The organism is Azospirillum cavernae (genome assembly GCF_003590795.1).
GTDB lineage: Bacteria > Pseudomonadota > Alphaproteobacteria > Azospirillales > Azospirillaceae > Azospirillum > Azospirillum cavernae.
Map to the genome: position 1 here is coordinate 827,506 of NZ_QYUL01000002.1, position 17,121 is coordinate 844,626.

Annotated in this window: 19 protein-coding genes; 4 read left to right on the top strand and 15 right to left on the bottom strand. The window is 66.4% G+C overall.

Annotated elements, in window-relative coordinates:
- Positions 1-125 precede the first annotated feature (125 nt).
- Positions 126-830, top strand: coding sequence for a phosphate regulon transcriptional regulator PhoB (gene phoB / locus D3877_RS15150; protein WP_119832470.1), 705 nt, complete (start codon positions 126-128; stop codon positions 828-830).
- 162 nt (positions 831-992) lie between these two features.
- Here the strand turns inward: phoB and D3877_RS15155 are convergent, their stop codons facing one another.
- The 15 genes from D3877_RS15155 to apaG form a co-directional block, all read right to left on the bottom strand.
- A complete protein-coding gene (locus D3877_RS15155; protein ID WP_119832471.1) occupies positions 993-1,718 on the bottom strand; it encodes an SAM hydrolase/SAM-dependent halogenase family protein in 726 nt (241 codons plus the stop codon).
- An 87-nt stretch (positions 1,719-1,805) separates the two neighbouring features.
- Positions 1,806-3,236 carry a c-type cytochrome biogenesis protein CcmI gene (gene ccmI / locus D3877_RS15160; RefSeq protein WP_119831583.1) on the bottom strand — a complete coding sequence of 477 codons (1,431 nt, stop codon included), beginning with the start codon at positions 3,234-3,236 and terminating at the stop codon, positions 1,806-1,808.
- Entirely contained in the window at positions 3,236-3,715 is a 480-nt protein-coding gene (locus D3877_RS15165; protein ID WP_119831584.1) for a cytochrome c-type biogenesis protein, read from the bottom strand. Before D3877_RS15165 ends, ccmI begins: the two co-directional genes overlap by 1 nt.
- Positions 3,712-4,245, bottom strand: a complete 534-nt coding sequence (locus tag D3877_RS15170; RefSeq protein WP_119831585.1) for a DsbE family thiol:disulfide interchange protein — start codon at positions 4,243-4,245, stop codon at positions 3,712-3,714. The genes D3877_RS15165 and D3877_RS15170 overlap by 4 nt, the downstream gene beginning before the upstream one ends.
- Before the next feature lie 16 nt (positions 4,246-4,261).
- On the bottom strand, positions 4,262-6,265 hold the full coding sequence (locus D3877_RS15175) for a heme lyase CcmF/NrfE family subunit (RefSeq protein ID WP_119831586.1): 2,004 nt from the start codon (positions 6,263-6,265) through the stop codon (positions 4,262-4,264).
- Positions 6,266-6,272: 7 nt separating this feature from the next.
- A complete protein-coding gene (gene ccmE / locus D3877_RS15180; RefSeq protein ID WP_119831587.1) occupies positions 6,273-6,782 on the bottom strand; it encodes a cytochrome c maturation protein CcmE in 510 nt (169 codons plus the stop codon).
- On the bottom strand, positions 6,779-7,027 hold the full coding sequence (ccmD, locus tag D3877_RS15185) for a heme exporter protein CcmD (protein ID WP_119831588.1): 249 nt from the start codon (positions 7,025-7,027) through the stop codon (positions 6,779-6,781). Before ccmD ends, ccmE begins: the two co-directional genes overlap by 4 nt.
- 4 nt (positions 7,028-7,031) lie before the next feature.
- Positions 7,032-7,763 (bottom strand): heme ABC transporter permease, encoded by a 732-nt coding sequence (locus tag D3877_RS15190; RefSeq protein ID WP_119831589.1) that lies wholly within the window; start codon positions 7,761-7,763, stop codon positions 7,032-7,034.
- A gap of 222 nt (positions 7,764-7,985) precedes the next feature.
- Positions 7,986-8,435: an EVE domain-containing protein gene (locus D3877_RS15195; protein ID WP_119831590.1), complete on the bottom strand. Its 450-nt coding sequence runs from the start codon at positions 8,433-8,435 to the stop codon at positions 7,986-7,988.
- Between the two features lie 17 nt (positions 8,436-8,452).
- Positions 8,453-8,833, bottom strand: a complete 381-nt coding sequence (locus tag D3877_RS15200) for a VOC family protein (protein ID WP_119831591.1) — start codon at positions 8,831-8,833, stop codon at positions 8,453-8,455.
- Between the two features lie 286 nt (positions 8,834-9,119).
- A complete protein-coding gene (locus D3877_RS15205; protein WP_119831592.1) occupies positions 9,120-10,760 on the bottom strand; it encodes a glycosyltransferase 87 family protein in 1,641 nt (546 codons plus the stop codon).
- Positions 10,761-10,865: 105 nt separating this feature from the next.
- On the bottom strand, positions 10,866-11,558 hold the full coding sequence (locus tag D3877_RS15210) for a helix-turn-helix transcriptional regulator (protein ID WP_119831593.1): 693 nt from the start codon (positions 11,556-11,558) through the stop codon (positions 10,866-10,868).
- Between the two features lie 77 nt (positions 11,559-11,635).
- Positions 11,636-12,118, bottom strand: coding sequence for a Cys-tRNA(Pro) deacylase (gene ybaK / locus D3877_RS15215; RefSeq protein WP_199720816.1), 483 nt, complete (start codon positions 12,116-12,118; stop codon positions 11,636-11,638).
- A gap of 31 nt (positions 12,119-12,149) precedes the next feature.
- A complete protein-coding gene (gene folE, locus D3877_RS15220) occupies positions 12,150-12,779 on the bottom strand; it encodes a GTP cyclohydrolase I FolE (RefSeq protein WP_199720856.1) in 630 nt (209 codons plus the stop codon).
- A gap of 258 nt (positions 12,780-13,037) precedes the next feature.
- Positions 13,038-13,430 (bottom strand): Co2+/Mg2+ efflux protein ApaG, encoded by a 393-nt coding sequence (gene apaG, locus D3877_RS15225; RefSeq protein WP_119831594.1) that lies wholly within the window; start codon positions 13,428-13,430, stop codon positions 13,038-13,040.
- A gap of 431 nt (positions 13,431-13,861) precedes the next feature.
- Between apaG and D3877_RS15230 the strand changes: the two genes are divergently transcribed.
- The 3 genes from D3877_RS15230 (at position 13,862) to D3877_RS15240 (ending at position 17,121) form a co-directional block, all read left to right on the top strand.
- Entirely contained in the window at positions 13,862-14,470 is a 609-nt protein-coding gene (locus tag D3877_RS15230) for a GNAT family N-acetyltransferase (protein WP_119831595.1), read from the top strand.
- Between the two features lie 234 nt (positions 14,471-14,704).
- Complete coding sequence (gene miaB, locus D3877_RS15235) at positions 14,705-16,096, top strand: tRNA (N6-isopentenyl adenosine(37)-C2)-methylthiotransferase MiaB (protein ID WP_119831596.1); 1,392 nt, start codon at positions 14,705-14,707, stop codon at positions 16,094-16,096.
- Entirely contained in the window at positions 16,093-17,121 is a 1,029-nt protein-coding gene (locus D3877_RS15240) for a PhoH family protein (RefSeq protein WP_238474901.1), read from the top strand. The genes miaB and D3877_RS15240 overlap by 4 nt, the downstream gene beginning before the upstream one ends.

Here is a 17,121-nt window from a genome sequence, read left to right on the forward strand (position 1 = left end):
TCGCCGCCGCGCTCTCCCTCTCCTGTTTCGGGAGAGGGAGTTTCGGGCGGGCTTGACGCCTTGTTATGTTGAAGGAACAGAAGATGCTGGGTAACGTCGAAGCGCGCGCAGTCAACGGAGCCACCATGAACGCGGCGCTGAAGCCGCTCGTCCTGATCGTCGAGGACGAGGCCGACATTGTCACCTTGCTGAAGTACAATCTGGAAAAGGATGGCTTCCGCGTCGTCACCGCCACCGACGGCGAAGAAGCCCTGCTGCTGGCCGGGGAACAGACGCCGCACATCGTCCTGCTCGACTGGATGCTGCCGCTGATGAGCGGGCTGGAGGTTTGCCGCCAGCTTCGCCGCAACGCCAAGACCCGCGACATTCCGATCATCATGCTGACGGCGCGCGGGGAAGAAGGCGACCGGGTGCGCGGCCTGAATTCCGGCGCCGACGATTACATCACCAAGCCCTTTTCGCCGACCGAACTGGTCGCCCGCATGCGCGCCGTGCTGCGCCGCGCCTCGCCCGGCATGACCGACGAGACTCTGCAATTCGCCGACGTCACCATGGATCTGGCGGCCCACCGCGTCCGCCGCAACGGGCGCGACGTCCATCTCGGCCCGACCGAATTCCGCCTTCTGCGCCATTTCATGCAGCATCCGGGGCGCGTCTTCTCGCGCGAACAGCTTCTGGATCTGGTCTGGGGGCATGATGTTTACGTCGAACCGCGCACGGTCGACGTCCACATCCGCCGCCTGCGCAAGGCGATGAACGAAGAAACCGAGCTGGATTTGATCCGCACCGTGCGCTCGGCGGGCTACGCGCTCGACACCAAGTCGATTTGAGTTTTATTGGGTAAGCGCCTTTTGCCCCCTCCCCAACCCTCCCCCGCTTCGCGGGAGAGGGAAACAGGAGCTTTGTTGCAGGGCAGCCTTCGTCCCCTCTCCCGCGAAGCGGGGGAGGGTTAGGGAGGGGGCATCGAAGCCGAAACGCGGCCCAAACCTCCCCTACCCCACCAGCACCCAATCCCCCACCGCCAATCCCCAATCCCGGTCGGCCCGCCCGCGATTCACGGCGATTTCCGCCAGATCGTTGGAATTTTCGTACCACAGCGCCGCCCCCACCGGGACGTCGGCAAAGGTCCGGCCCCGCCGCGCCACGCGCTCGCCAACCCGCAACAGCGCGGTGTCCGGCAGGCTCGCCGCCCGCAACCCGGTCATGGCGTTGCCGTAGACGTCCACATAGACGATCCGCGCCAGATCATCGGGCCAGTCGGGCCGCGCGATGACCGCCGGATCCAACCCCTCGCGCTCCACCGCCTGCCCCAGCGCCAAACGGGCCGCCACCGGCGCGAACAGGTCGCGCCCGTGAAAGCTGGCCGATAGCCGTTCCGGTCGCCAGTCGATCCGCCACACCCGCAGCGTCGTGGCGCGCCGGGCCAGAATCGCGAACAAGCCGTTGTCGGGACCGACGAACAACCGCCCGTCGGCCTCGACGATCAAGGGATGGCGGTCGGTGCCGACGCCGGGATCGACCACGCACAGAAAGACGCTGCCCAGCGGCAGGGCGGGGGCGTAAGCGGCCAGCAGATAGGCGGAGAGTTGCGGGTCGAAGGCGGGGGCGTCGGCGAACAGGTCGATCACCGGAACGCCGGGCGCCTGTTGCGCCAGCGCCGCCTTGACCTGCCCGGTGTAGGGACCGGACAGGCCGAAATCCGTGAACAGAAGGATCATGGGCGGCAGCATAGCCCGCCCAGGATCGGAAGAAAACACCACCACGCGACCCAACCCACCACATGACCCAACAGGGTCAAACGCGGCTCAGCCGCCGCTCTTCAACGCGTCCAAACGCGCCTTCAACAGGGTGTGCTCCGGGTCGCCCGGCTTGAATTGGGCGATCAAACGGCCCCAGAACTCTTGCGCGTCGGTTTTGTGGCCTGTGGTCATGGCGTCCAGGCCCAGCAGCCACAGGGCATCGCGGTTGGTTGCGTCAACCGCCAGCGCTTGACGCAAGGCCGCCGTCACCTCGCCCGGCATCGGGGCGGGGGTGTCGCTGCGCGGGATGGATTGCAGGATCGCCCCGGCGTAGGCGACCAGCACGTCGGGCCGGTTGGGCGCGCGCTCCTTGGCCTTGGCGGCGGCCTCCATGGCCTTCGCCCGCTCGCCAAGCACGCCATAGGAGCGGACCAGCTTCAGCCAGCCGTCGATGTCCGACGGATCGGCCTCCAGCTTCGTCGCCAGATTGGCGACCATGCCGCGAATCATCTGGTCGCGGTCTTCGGCGCTGGGTTGTCCCGGGGCGCTGGGTTGACCCGGCGCTTGTCCGGCTTGTCCAGGGGCGGCGGCTTGCGGCGCGGCGGCGTTGGCGGGGGGCTGTTCGGGCGGCAGCGGCGACGGCGTGACGCTGGCGGGGTCGAGGTTGAGGGCGACCGCCGCCTCGCGAATTTGCGCCTGCACCATCGGCACCCAGGGGGCGTTGGCTGGGGACTCGGCCAGCAGGGCGCGCCAGCGGTCCAGCGCGTCGCGCTGGGCGCCCGCCTGATAGCGGCCCAGCGCGGCGAAGAAGCGGGCGCGGGCGTCCTTGGGATCCTTGAGCAGGACCTGATCGAAGGCGTTGCGCGCCTCTTCCGTCACCGTGCCGTCGTTGGCGTCGGTCAGCACCTCGCCAAACAGGCCGAGCAATTCGGCGTCGTCCTTGCTCAGCGCGACGGCGCGGCGCAGGGCGTCCACCGCCTCGGTCGGGCGGTTCATCTTGACGTAGGCTTGGCCCAAAATGGTCCAGCCCTGGGGATCGTCCGGGTTTTCGGCCAGTTGCTTTTTCAGCGACTCGACGGCGGCGAGCACCGATTGCGGCGGGCCGGAGCGTTCCTTTTCCAAGGCGCGCGACGCCAGCGGCTGGGCTGGCGCGTCGGGGCGGCCCAGCACGGCGTAGACGGTCACGGCGCCAACGGGGACCAGCAGAGCCAGCAGCAGGGCGAGAACCCGCGCGGCGCGCGGCGCGGTGGCGGGGCTGGCGGCCGTTTCGCTTCCGGCCAGCATTCGCCGCCCAATCTCCGCCTTGGCGGCGTCGGCCTGGGCGGCGTTGATGAGGCCGCGCGCGTGGTCGCGGTCCACCTCGCCCAACTGGTCGCGGTAGACCTCGCGGTCATACGCCTCGCGGGTGGGGGCCTGAGGGGCCGCGTGGAACAGCGGCGGCAGGATCAGCAGCAGCGCCGCCGCCGTCATCGCGGCGGCGAGAATCCAGAACAGCATCAGACGTCGTCTTTCCGCAGCAGCGCGTCCAACCGACGCCGCTCATCCTCGCTCAAGGGGGCGGTGTCGGCCCCCGCCGTCACGCCGCGCCGTCCCCGCAGGAACAGCGCGGTCGCCAGACCGCCCAACGCCAGAATGGCGAAGGGGGCGATCCACAGAACCAGCGTCGTCGCCTTGAAGGGCGGGCGCAGCAGCACGTAATCGCCGTAACGGGCGGTGACGTAGGCCATCACGCCATCGTCGTCGTCGCCCGCCGTCAGCCGCTCCCGCACCAGAACGCGCAGGTCGCGGGCCAGCGGGGCGTTGCTGTCGTCGATGGATTGGTTTTGGCAGACCAGACAGCGCAAATCCTTGCTGATGTCCCGCGCGCGGGATTCCAGCGCCGGGTTGCTCAGCACCTCGTCGGGCTGCACCGCAAGGGCGGGCGACAGGACCAGCGCCGACAGCGCAAGGGCGGCGGCGAGACGAATCGCGCTCATCCCTGCCTCAGATGCTTGACCATGGGAAGGATCTGCTCCTCGATCACTTGCGGGGTCAGCGGGCCGACATGCTTGAAGCGGATGCGGCCCTGACGGTCGATCAGGAAGCTTTCCGGCACGCCGTAAACCCCCCAGTCGATCGACGTCCGTCCATCCAAATCCACGCCGATGCTGGCGTAGGGATCGCCGTTGCGGGCCAGCCAACTCAGCGCGTCTTCGGCCTTGTCCTTGTGGTTGATGGCGCGGACGGTCACGCCCTGCTCGCGGGCCAGCCGGGTGATGACCGGGTGTTCCGCCTTGCAGGGGATGCACCAGGAGGCGAAGACGTTGACCAGCGTGACGTCGCCGGTCAGCCGGGCCGACGACAGCCCTTCCGCGCGCCCCGGCAGCGGCGGCAGGTCGAAGGCCGGGACCGGCTTGTCGATCAGGGCCGACGGGATGTCGCGCGGGTCGCGCTGGAACCCCAGATAAAAGGCCACGCCGACGCCGATGAACAGCAGGAAGGGCAGCAGGTAGAGCAGGCGGCGCATGACGGCGTTCTCGTCTTCATTCGGCGGGCTGGGCCGGGGCGGAAACCCCGGCTTTGGCGGCGCTGCGGCGTTCGGGCGCGCCGATGCGGAACCGGCGGTCGGTCAGGCTGACCAGCCCGCCCAGCATCATGCCGACGCCGCCGATCCAGATCCAGGGCACCAGCGGGTGGTGATAGATGCGGACGATCCAAGCCGCGCCGTTCTGCGTCGGGTCGCCCAGCGCCACATACAGATCGGAAAAGATCGTCGTGTGGATCGCCGATTCCGTCGTGGTCATCCGGGTGACGGGGTAGCTGCGGCGTTCCGGCGTCAGGGTGGCGACGGGCTGGCCGTCCTTCGTCACCGTGAAGACGGCGCGGTCGGCCTTGTAATTCTCCCCCGCCACCGGGCCGACGCTGTCGAAATGGAATTCGTACCCGGCGAGGCTGGCCGTCTGCCCCGGACGCATCGCCTCGATGGATTCGCTCTGCCACGCCGAGGTCGCGGTCATGCCCGCGATGGACACGCCCATGAAGGTGTGGGCGATGGTCATGCCCCAGGCGCTGCGCGGCAGATGGACGGCGCGCGTCCAACTGTCGGCGAGCGGCACGCGGAACAGGCGGATGCGCTCGGCGAACTCGACCAGCGAGCCGACGATGGCCCAGGCGGCCAACGCCACCCCGACCAGCGCCAGCAGCGGCCCGCCGCCCGCCGTCAGATAGGCGGTGACGGCGACGCAGACGACCACGACCACCCCGGCGACCCACAGCCGGGTCAGCGCCGCGCCCAGATCCGCCCGCTTCCACGACAGGAAGGGGCCGACGACCATGGCGGCGACCAGCGGAATGGCGATGGGCACGAAGGTGGCGTTGAAGAAGGGCGGGCCGACCGACACCTTGCCCATCTTCAGAATGTCGAGAAACAGCGGGTAGAGCGTGCCGATGAAGACGGTGGCGGTGGCGGTGGACAGCAGCAGATTGTTCAGCACCAGCGCGCCTTCGCGGCTGACCGGGGCGAACAGCCCGCCCGCCTTCAACGCCGGGGCGCGCAGGCTGTAGAGCAGCAACGACCCGCCGGTGGCGATGGCCAGCAGCACCAGGATGAAGGCCCCGCGCGCCGGATCGACGGCGAAGGCGTGAACCGAGGTCAAAATGCCCGAGCGCACCAGAAAGGTGCCCATCAGCGACAGCGAAAAGGTGATGATGGCCAGCAGAATGGTCCAGCTTTTCAGCGCGTCGCGCTTTTCCACCACGATGGCGGAATGCAGCAGCGCCGTACCGGCCAGCCACGGCATGAAAGAGGCGTTTTCGACCGGATCCCAGTACCACCAGCCGCCCCAACCCAACTCGTAATAGGCCCACCAGGATCCGAGAGCGATGCCCATGGTCAAGGTGGACCAGGCCGCCAGCGTCCAGGGCCGCACCCAGCGCGCCCAAGCCGGATCGACCCGCCCCTCGATCAACGCGGCGACGGCGAAGGAAAAGGCCATGGAGAAGCCGACATAGCCCGCGTAGAGGAAGGGCGGGTGGAAGGCCAGCCCCGGATCCTGCAACAGCGGGTTCAGGTCGTTGCCGTCCAGCGGCGCTGGGATCACCCGGATGAAGGGGTTGGAGGTGGTCAGGATGAACAGCAGAAAACCGATGCCGATCAAGCCCTGCACCGCCAGAACCCGCGCCTTCAGCGTCGGCGGCAGGTTGCGGCCAAAGGCGGCGACGGCGGCCCCGAACAGGGTCAGCATGACGATCCACAGGACCATCGAGCCTTCGTGGTTTCCCCAGACGCCCGACACCTTGTAGAGCATCGGTTTCAGCGAGTGGCTGTTCTGCACCACATTCTGCACGCTGAAATCCGACACCACATGCGCCCAGGTCAGCGCGCCATAGGCGACCAGGACCAGCAGCATTTGGGCGATGGCGGCGGGGCCGGCGACGTTCATCCAGGCGGCGTTGCGGGTGGCCGCGCCGATCAGCGGCGGCCCGGCCTGGACAAAGGCGACGAACAGCGCCAGCACCAGCGCGTAATGGCCGAGTTCGGGGATCACGGTCCCGCTACTCCTTCTTCGTCGCCGCAGGGGGGGCGTTGGTGGGCGCGGCGTTGGCGGCGGTTTTGGCGTCGGTGTTGTTGGGGGCGGGCTTCTTGTAGACGCCCGCCTGCTTCAGCGCCTCCGACACCTCCGGCGGCATGTAGTTTTCGTCATGCTTGGCCAGCACCTCGCGGGCGACGAAAACGCCGCCGCTCAGCTTGCCTTCGGCGACCACCCCCTGCCCTTCGCGGAACAGGTCGGGCAACTGGCCGCGATAGCGGACGTCGATGGTGTGGGCGGTGTCGGTGACGCGGAATTCGGTGGTGACGCCGTCGGTCAGCTTGCGGACGCTGCCCTGTTCGACCAGCCCGCCCAGACGGAAATTGCGCTCGCCGACCTGTTGGGTCTGCAACTGGCTGGGGCTGTAGAAGAACACGATGTTGTCCTGGAACGCGGTCAGCGTCAGGGCGGTCGCGGCGCCAAGCCCCAGCAGGGCGAGGCCCAGCATGTAAAGGCGGCGTTTCTTCTTGGTCATCCTTCGCTCGCTTTCCCCGGCAGATCGGGGGCGCTGTCGGTTTCGGGTTGGGCGGCGGATCGTTTGGCGGCGGATTGGGCGCGGCGGCGGGCCGGTCGGACGCTTTCCAGCGCCTTGACCGTGGCCTCGGCCTCGCGCAGCCCCTTCAGGCTGGCGATCAACAGGCCCAGCAGCACCAGCGCGGCCAGCGCGTAGGACGGCCAGACGAAGGCGGCGTAACCGCCCATGGCGAAAAAGTCGGTCATGCTCTTACCCCGTCGCTCCGTCGCCCGCGACGCTGAAGCGCAGCGTCTGGATCTTGCGATGCGCGATTTCCGTCCGCAGCCGCAGGATGACGACCGCGATGAAATAGCTGGTGAAGGCCCCGGCCATGACCAGCAGAGGAATCAGCATGCTGGAATCGATGCTGGGGCCGCCCATCTTGATGACGCTGGACGGCTGGTGCAGCGTGTTCCACCAATCGACCGAGAATTTGATGATCGGCACGTTGACGATGCCGACCAGCAACAGGACGTTGCCCGCCCGCGTCCCGCGCTGCGGATCGTCGAACGCGTTCACCAGCGCCATGTAGCCGAGATAGAGGAAGAACAGGATCAGCACGCTGGTCAACCGCGCGTCCCACACCCACCAGGTGCCCCACATCGGCGCGCCCCACAGCGAGCCGGTGACGAGGCACACCAGGGTGAAGCCCGCGCCGATGGGCGCGGCGGCCTTGGCGAACAGATCGGCCAGCGGGTGTTTCCACACCAGCCCGGCGGCGGCGGCGGCGGCCATGTTGGTGTAGACGAACAGGCTCATCCAGGCCGCCGGAACATGGATGTACATGATCCGCACGGTGTCGCCCTGCTGGTAGTCGGGCGGCGAGCCGAACAGGCTGAGATACAGCCCGACGATCAGCAGGACCACGGTGGCCCCGGCGCTCCACGGCAACAGCAGGGTCGACAGGCGCAGAAAGCGGGCGGGATTGGCGAAACGGTGCATCGGGCTGGGCCTTACGGATGGGGGCCTTCAATCGCTCTTGCCGAGGATATAAGCGCATGGGTGCCAGAGCGCGAGGGGTTTCGCCTTGATCTTGGTCAGGTGGGGCCGCCTGTCTATCCCCGATCCGACGATGGTATGAGATTGCTGAACCGGGCCTGAACGACAGACGCCGGGGAGTGGGCGTTTCATCCCTCTCCCCGGCGCCGACGTGGCAAAAATTCTTTACAGAAGAACTGGCTGGGCCGGAGCCGGAAAGGCGGCGCCCATCGCCTGGGCGATGAGGTCGGCGTCGTGGTCGCTGACGGCGAACAGGCCGAAGCGGAGCTGATAGCCCCAATTCTTCACCCCGGCGGAAAAATCGAGCCGGTCGAGCAAGGGCTGGATCGGCGTTTCCACCCCGTCCAGCCACGCCACATCGCGCCGGAACGGCACGAAGCCGCCGCCCATGTCGAAAGGATAAGGCTCGCGGTCGCGCACAACGCCGATGGCGGTGAAGGATTGGGCGCGGTCCTTGCCGCCGAAACTCTCGGTTGGCGAGTAATAGGCGACTCGGTCGCCCGGTTGAATGCGGCGCAGGGGCGCGGCCTTGCCGTGGCACACCTGCATGAAGCCGCCCGCGCGCCCGCGCCGGACATGCTCGGCGGCGGCCACGGCGATCCAGTTCCGGCCCATGGCCCGAGATCCTTGAATCAGGCCGACGGCGGGGCGGACGGCGCGAACACGCGCAGCCGGTGCCCGTCGGGGTCGAGCGCGACGAAGGTATGGCCGAAATCCATCGCCGTCGGCGTCTGGATGATCGGCAGGCCGCGCGCCGCCCAATCGGCGTGGGTGGCGCTCACCGTGTCGGCGTCGGCGACGGCGAAGGCGATCTCCGACCCGCCGCCGCCCGCGCTCGGCGCCGGTTCCACCGTGTGGCGCGACCACAGGCCCAGCATGACGCCCGATTCCATGGCGAACATGGCGAAGCTGGGGGAGGCTTCCACCGGCGGCTTGCCCAACAGGTCGGCGTAAAAGGCGGCGCTGGCGGTCGGGCTGTCCACATAGAGCAGGACGAAATTCAGATCGGGCATGGGTCGCTTCCGTTTGGTTGGTCGTGTGACCCGGTCGGGGGCGTCCCGTCCGGCAAAACCGACCTTAGGCGGACCTGCTGTCAGATTCTGTCAGCATAGTGGAGTTGCGCGTGACGCTGGGTGGTGGGTCGATCCGGCGGGGTTCTGCAAATGACTTTCAACGACCTCGACACCGTCCAGAGGATAGTCAACTCGACCAGCCTTCAATCAAGATCGAAGGCTGTCCGACAAATCGGAGAAATTAGAGACTGGTTTTACGGATGGTGTCCATGAATCTGCCGAAATATTATCTTTTTGCTCCAGGCAAGCGACCGTACAAAGAGACAGGCGCTTCCCAATTCGGCGCGATACGCGACAACTCACAAATATCAAAGTCAGAAATATTTCCTTTGAGAACTCGACAATCACCGAATTTCAGGCCAAAATGTCCATAAATCTTGTCAAGATCGGCATAGGGAACAGGGCGGGGAAGACCCCGCATCTCCAAGTGCATGATTTTACCTTGACTGTCGTTGATGGCGTCCTGAACCCGCTTCAGCATTGGTTTGGAGTCACCTCCTGTGAAGAAGTAGTTTGACCCGATTCCAACAACGCGCACGGATGTTGGCAGAAACGACGCAAACGACCCAATCCCGTTGCCCAGAAGAACGACCGATCCCGGCGGCAGATCCGGATTTTCAATCTCGTACCACGACTTGCCCCATTTTTGCAGGCGCGCCCAATCCATCGGCAATGTTTGCGAGGACACGACAAGCGCGCCAACAGCGATTCCCGCGATCATCGCCCGCGCGTCTCGTGGCAGCGGCAGCGCCGCCAGCAAAGCCACGAGAATGGCCTGCATCACATAATCAACGATGAGGAGATAGCGGGCGTAGTAGAACATGGACACCCACAGAACGAATCCTGTCAGCACGAAGATGACAGCGAAGACCAATGGCCGGTGGTTGTTGGCCGGTTCGGTGCTGGCGGCAATTGAAAGCGGACGGCGCAGCCGATTCGCCAGTGTGACAACCGCTGTGATCGCGAGGACAACCAGGAACGTAAGCCACCGCCCATCGCTCATGCCACCCTCGACGAATCTCTTCCCATCCACAAAGAGATGGTACGGCGCCAGAAGAAGATCGCTGATTCCCTGGGCTTGCCAACGGGCGTCGCGCCAGTTGACGATGTCGTAGAGCGGCGACTTGAACAGCGCGTTGTAATAGGGAAACATCGGGCTGTCGTAATGTGATTGCATCAACATCAGCCAGTAACCGTTTGACAGCGCGAAGCCGGCGATCATGGACAGACCAAGGATGGTGGTCGGTTTGATGGCGCGCGAGGTCACAAGATACGCAAAACCGAAGGCGATGCATGGAACCAGATTGGTGTTCTTCAGTCCGCCGCTGAATCCGACCAGAGCGCCGCCAATCAGCAGAAGCACGACGCCAAGATCAGCCCGTTTGAGCTGCCGAATCACCAACAGCGCGCCGAACAGGAACGGAACGCTGCCCCAATTGTCGGCAAAACTCCGCCCCAGCTCCAGGATATTCATCGGCAGCCAAGCCGCCAGAATCACGGCCCCAAAGGCAAAGGCGAACCTTGCGGACGTCTCGCGCCGATCAACCAACTGCATCGCGATCAAGAAGACCGCAACCAGATTCAATCCCTGAAACGCTCCGATGAGAAACCCGACCACCGACGCCGGAAGGGCATGCGCCGCGAGGAAGAATGGCAGGAATGGCAACGGGTTCGTGAAGGTGCCCAGTCCGCCTGCGGCGATGTCCAGCTCAAACCGATCATCCAGCAAAAGATGCGGCGTGTAGAGATGATACATCAACTGATCGCCGTTGATGTCCTGACCAACCCAAACGCTGGCGGCGCCGGCGGCAAGACAAATCAGGGTGAGAAAGACGGGCAGTGCGAGCCGGTGGATCAGAGCGGTCATCAGCGTTCCAGATGAAAAGAAAGGGCGCCACGGGAGCGAGCTGGAATATACGGGAAACGGGCAAAGAGAAACCACACTGGCGATTGCGAGAGGCAAACACCTTCTTCACCGGGGCGTCGGGATTCCCTCCGCCGCGCGCCATTCCTTCAGCATCGCCTGACGGCGGCGGGGGTAACGGGTGTCGGTGGGGGTCAGGGCGACGATGCGGTCGGTGCGGAAATGGCGGAAGGATTGACGCAACTCGCACCAGGCCACCACCACCCGGACCCGGTCGAAAAAGCCAAGCGCGAAGGGCCAGATCACCCGGCGGCTTTCCGAACCGTCGCGGTCGCGGTAGGAGAGATCCAGCTTGTGTTCGGCGCGGATGGCTTGGCGGATGGCGGCCAACTCGGCGTCTCCGGCGGCGATGGGTTCGCCCGGCCCGACCAGCAGGGCCGACCCGTCCATCCCCTCGCGCCGGTCGGGCGGCAGAACCGCCGCGATCTTGGCCAGCGCGTTGCGCGCCGCGCCCGCCAAGCGGCTGTCGCCCCGGTCCACCACCCAGCGGGATCCCAGAACCAGCGCCTCCACCTCCTCCTCGGTGAACATCAGGGGCGGCAGCAGGAAGCCGGGGCGCAGGACATAGCCGACCCCCGCCTCCCCCTCGATCCCCGCGCCCTGCCCTTGCAGGGTGGCGATGTCGCGGTAGAGCGTGCGCAGGCTGATCCCCAGCTCCGCCGCCAGCGTGGGGCCGCTGACCGGCTGGCGGTGGCGCCGCAGGATCTGCATCAAATCAAGAAGCCGTTCGGCGCGCGACATCGCGGGTTTGCTCCTTCCGGCCCCCTCCCTAACCCTCCCCCGCTTGTCAGCGGGAGAGGGGACTGCCGCCGACCCGCTCAACCCGCCGTGATCGGGCAGACCGTCGCCTTGGCGATTCGGGCGAGGTCGGCGGGGGCCAGCAGGATTTGCAGGCCGCGCCGTCCGCCATTCACCACCATCTCGGCCAAGCCCTCGGCGCTGGCGTCCACGAAGGTCGGCAGGGGCTTTTTCTGGCCAAGCGGGCTGATGCCGCCGACCAGATAGCCGGTGGTTTTTTCGGCCAGGGCCGGATCGGCCAGATCGGCCTTCTTCACCTTGGCCGCCGCCGCGATGGCCTTCAAATCGAGCTTGGCCGCCACCGGGATCACGGCGCAGGCCAGCCCCTTCGGCTCCAACTGGACGATCAGGGTTTTGTAGACCAGCGCCGGATCCAGCCCCAGGGCGGCGGCGGCGTGCAGGCCGATGGCGTCGGCGGACGGGTCATAGTCGTATTCCATCAAGCGGAAGGCGACTCCCGCCGCCTTCGCCGCGTTGACCGCCGGTGTCACCTTCGCCGCCATCGCTTCCCATCCATGAGACCGTCAGCCCGGATCACTCGCCGCGCGAGGCCGGGTTGCCGATCATGGTCAGAAATTCACGCCGGGTCGAGGGGTCGGTGCGGAAGGCCCCCAACATCCGGCTCGTCACCATGGTGACGCCGGTCTTGTGGACGCCGCGCGTGGTCATGCATTGGTGCTGCGCCTCGATCACCACAGCCACCCCTTCGGGCTGCAACACCTGATCGATGGTGTTGGCGATCTGCGCCGTCATCTTTTCCTGGATTTGCAGGCGCTTGGCGTAGGCCTCGACCAGACGGGCGAGCTTGGAGATGCCGACCACCCGGCGCTTGGGCAGATAGGCGACGTGGGCCTTGCCGATGATCGGCACCATGTGGTGCTCGCAATAGGATTCGACGCGGATGTCGCGCAGAATCACCATCTCGTCATAGCCGTCGGTCTCTTCAAAGGTGCGCTGGAGCAGATCGACCGGATCAACCGTGTAACCGGCGAAGAACTCTTCATAAGACCGGACCACGCGGTCGGGCGTGCCGACCAGCCCTTCGCGCGACGGGTCGTCGCCCGCCCAGCGCAGCAGGGTGCGCACCGCCTGTTCGGCCTCGTCACGGGATGGGCGAACGATCGCGGGCGCGGCGGCGCGCGGCAGGCCGGGGCCGGGAACCACATTCTCGGCGAGCGGGGTCTTGGAAGCCGTCACGGGGAAAACCTTTCGATGCTGGGCCGCAATCCCGGCGCCCGTCTGTCGTTGGGCGGCCCGGTCCGGCGTGTGCGCGTCGATACGCGGCGAAGGCTGGCGTGGATCATCGGCTCAAGCCTGTTTGCGCAAATCCCGAGCCTTGACCCGCCAGCCGGTCGAGAGTCCAAAAATTGCACAAGTCCCACAACTTTCAAGGGACCAAATGACCACAAAATCGCGGGGGCATCAGTTGAGGCGCATCGGCTGGTGCGGGCTGTCCAGCGAAAAGGCGGGGATGGCGATGTCGAAGGCTTCGCCGTCGGCGTCTTCCATGCCGTAGCTGCCGACCATGATGCCCGACGGCGTGCCGAGCGGCGTGCCGCTGGTGTATTCAAAGGAGCCGCCCGGCTCCAACACCGGCTGTTCGCCGACGACTCCGGGGCCGCGCACCTCCTGCATCCGGCCCATGGCGTCGGTGATGCGCCAATGGCGGGTGCGCAGCCGAACCGTCTCCTCCCCCTCATTCTCGATGCGGACGTGGTAGGCCCAGACATAGCGGCCCTCGGTCGGGGCCGACTGGTCTTCCAGAAAAACGGGCTGGACGGTGACGCGGATCGCGCGGGTGACGGCGGTGTACATCGGGTGGCCTAACAGGGCGACAGGAGCAACGACGATCACCATAAAGGCGGGTGTCCCCCACTGTCCAGACACCGACTCGCCCGCTCCGTCACCAGCCTGCGCAACCCTGGCCAACCCCCTTGGAAAGCCTGTGAAAAATCAGGGACGGCGGGTGGAGGCAGTCATGCGTCTCATAGGGGTCAACATCGTCTTGCGCTGGGGGGGTGTGGGTGTTATATGCGCAATTGTCTGAAACGGCCCATGAGCCTACGCAATGTCTCGTTCGCACGCTCTTCGTATCCGACGACGGAGCCACGCCCCGCAAAACGCGGGTGCGGCCGTCCTTGGGTCGCGTGCGAACGCCAAAGGCCACAGCGGGACCTGATCCCCACGGCCACCGGCGACGGCGCGACCCGCAGCAGAAGACCATTCTTCCCGCCGGGAGCCATCGCATGATTATTACGGTTGAACAGCCCAAGCACGCCTGCGTCATCGAAGCCCTGCTCGACGCCTCCTTTGGGCCTGACCGTTTCAAAAAAACCGCCTATCGGCTGCGGGACGGCATCGACTCGATCCCCGAGTTGAACCTCGTCGCCATCGACCATGACGAGCATGGTCATGAAGTCCTGCGGGGCACCATCCGCTATTGGCCGATCATGGTCGGCGCCACCCCGTCGATCATGCTTGGCCCCATCGCCGTGTCGGGCGATCTCCAGGGCGGCGGTTTGGGCAGCAAGATGATCCGCATGAGCCTGAACAAGGCGGTGGCCTTGGGCTACAAATCGGTGATCCTGGTCGGCGACGCCCCTTATTACGAGCGGTTCGGCTTCACGCGGGCGCTGACCATGGGCATGCAGATGCCCGGCCCGGTGGACATGAACCGGCTGTTGGGTCTGGAACTGGTCGACGGCGCGCTGGACGGCGTGGCGGGCATGATTGGTCGGGTCCCGCCGCAGGGCGTCACGCTGGTTCCCGAGATTGAAGAGGCGGCCCCGCTGTCTTTTCTCTTCTCCCGGACCTGGCGGGATCGGATGTGGTCGGACGCCGCCAGCGCGGCGTGAGGTTGTCGGCCCTGACCGGGACGGCGCAGGCTGATCCTGTTGGGACGGAAGAGTGTTGGGCCGAAGAACGCGGGGCGGACGGGCATTGACTCGCTTTGCCCCGCCCGTGCTACCATCTTGCTTCACAGCGACGCCGATTGAACGGCGACTCGCGCGCCACGCCATGCCGCGTGGCGCGCTGTTTGTTTTTGCGCCGGGCGTTTCGACGCCGGCTTTTGTGCGGAAGGGTGCGGGTTGAGCAAGAAGCTGTTCATCAAGACGTGGGGCTGCCAGATGAATGTCTACGACTCCGCCCGGATGGCGGATGTCCTGGCGCCGCTGGGTTATCGTCCGGTCGATGAGCCGGACGGCGCCGACATGGTGATCCTCAACACCTGCCACATCCGCGAAAAGGCGGCGGACAAGGTCTTTTCGGAATTGGGACGCTTGCGCATCCTAAAGGATGAAAAGGCCAGCGCCGACGATGGCAAGATGATCCTCGCCGTCGCCGGTTGCGTCGCCCAGGCCGAGGGTGAGGAAATCGTCGCCCGCGCGCCTTATGTGGACATGGTGTTCGGCCCGCAGACCTACCACACCCTGCCGGAAATGGTCGCCAAGGCCAGCCGCGCGGCGGGCAGCGTGCTGAACACGGATTTCCCGGCGGAGTCGAAGTTCGATTTCCTGCCGGAAGAGGCGACCAGCCAGGGCGTTTCCGCCTTTCTGGCGGTGCAGGAAGGGTGCGACAAGTTCTGCACCTTCTGCGTCGTGCCCTACACGCGCGGCTCCGAATTCTCCCGCCCGGCGGACCAGATTTTGGTCGAGGCCAAGCGGCTGGTGGCAAGCGGCACGCGGGAAATCAGCCTGCTTGGCCAGAACGTCAACGCCTGGCACGGCGACGGTCCCGACGGATCGACCTGGGGGCTGGGCCGTTTGATCCGCTCCTTGGCGGAGATCGACGGGCTGGCGCGCATCCGCTACACCACCTCGCACCCGCGCGACATGGACGACGAGCTGATCCGCGCCCACGCCGACGTGCCGCAACTGATGCCTTACCTGCATCTGCCGGTTCAGTCTGGGTCGGACCGCATTCTGGCGGCGATGAACCGCAAGCACAGCGCCGACGATTACCGCCGTCTGGTGGACCGGCTGCGCGGGGTCAACCCGGATCTGGCGCTGTCCAGCGACTTCATCGTCGGCTTCCCCGGCGAAAGCGACGCCGATTTCGCGGCGACGCTGAAGCTGGTGACGGAGGTCGGCTACGCTCAATCCTATTGCTTCAAATACAGCCCGCGTCCGGGAACCCCGGCGGCGCTGGAAAGCGCGCAGGTGCCCGAAGACGTGAAGGAGGCCCGCTTGCAGGCTCTCCAACAGCTCATCGGCGCGCAGCAGGTCGCCTTCAACCAGGGCTTCGTCGGGCGGACCATGCCGATTCTGTTCGACCGCAAGGGCCGCCGTCCCGGCCAATTGCTGGGCCGCAGCCCATGGATGCAGTCGGTCCACGCCGAGGCGAACGAGCGGCTGCTCAACAGCATCGTCGAGGTGCGGATCGACGACGCCCGGCCCAACAGTCTGGCGGGCAGCGTCGTCACCGGCGATTACGCCTCGACCGCGCACAACCCTGTCCATGCTCTGGAGGCACGCGCTTGAACGGCCAGCCTGATCGGCGGATCGACGTTCAGTTTGACGACAACCGGCTGCTGCCGATGCTGTACGGGGAGCATGACCGCCACCTCGCGCGGATCGAGGCGCTGTTGGGGGTGTCGCTGACCTCGCGCGGCAACACGCTGATCGTCTCCGGCCCGTCCGACGCCGCCGACGCGGCGCGCTCGGCCCTGAACGCGCTGTACGCCCGGCTGAGCCGGGGGTTGCCGGTGGGGGCCGGGGAAATCGACGCCGCCGTCCGCATGGCGACCTCCGACACCGATGAGGAAACCCGCTTGCAGACCTTGGCGACGGTGGCCTCGACCGAAATCACCCTGCGCACCCGGCGGCGCGGCTCGATCACCGCGCGCTCGCCGATGCAGGCGGCCTATCTCCAGGCGCTGGCGGAAAGCGAGCTGGTGTTTGGGTTGGGACCGGCGGGCACCGGCAAGACCTATCTGGCGGTGGCGCAGGCGGTGGCCCTGCTGACCACGGGTCAGGTGGACCGCATCATCCTGTCGCGCCCGGCGGTGGAGGCTGGGGAGCGGTTGGGCTTCCTGCCCGGCGATCTGAAGGACAAGGTCGATCCCTATCTGCGCCCGCTCTACGACGCGCTGCACGACATGCTGCCCACCGAACAGGTGAAGAAGCGGCTGGAATCGGGCGAGATCGAAATCGCTCCGCTGGCCTTCATGCGCGGGCGGACGCTGGGCAACGCCTTCGTCATTCTGGACGAGGCGCAGAACACCACGCCGATGCAGATGAAGATGTTCCTGACCCGTCTGGGCGAGGGCGGGCGGATGGCCGTGACCGGCGACATCACCCAGATCGACTTGCCCACCGGGGCCAGATCGGGCCTGCGCGACGCCATGGAGATCCTGAAGGGGGTCGAGGGCGTGCGCTTCGTCCAATTCACCGACGCCGACGTGGTCCGTCACCCGATGGTGGCGCGCATCATCCGCGCCTATGACCGGGCCGACGCGCAGCGCGCGACGACGGCGGCCCCCCGCGCCTGGGAGAACGCGCGATGA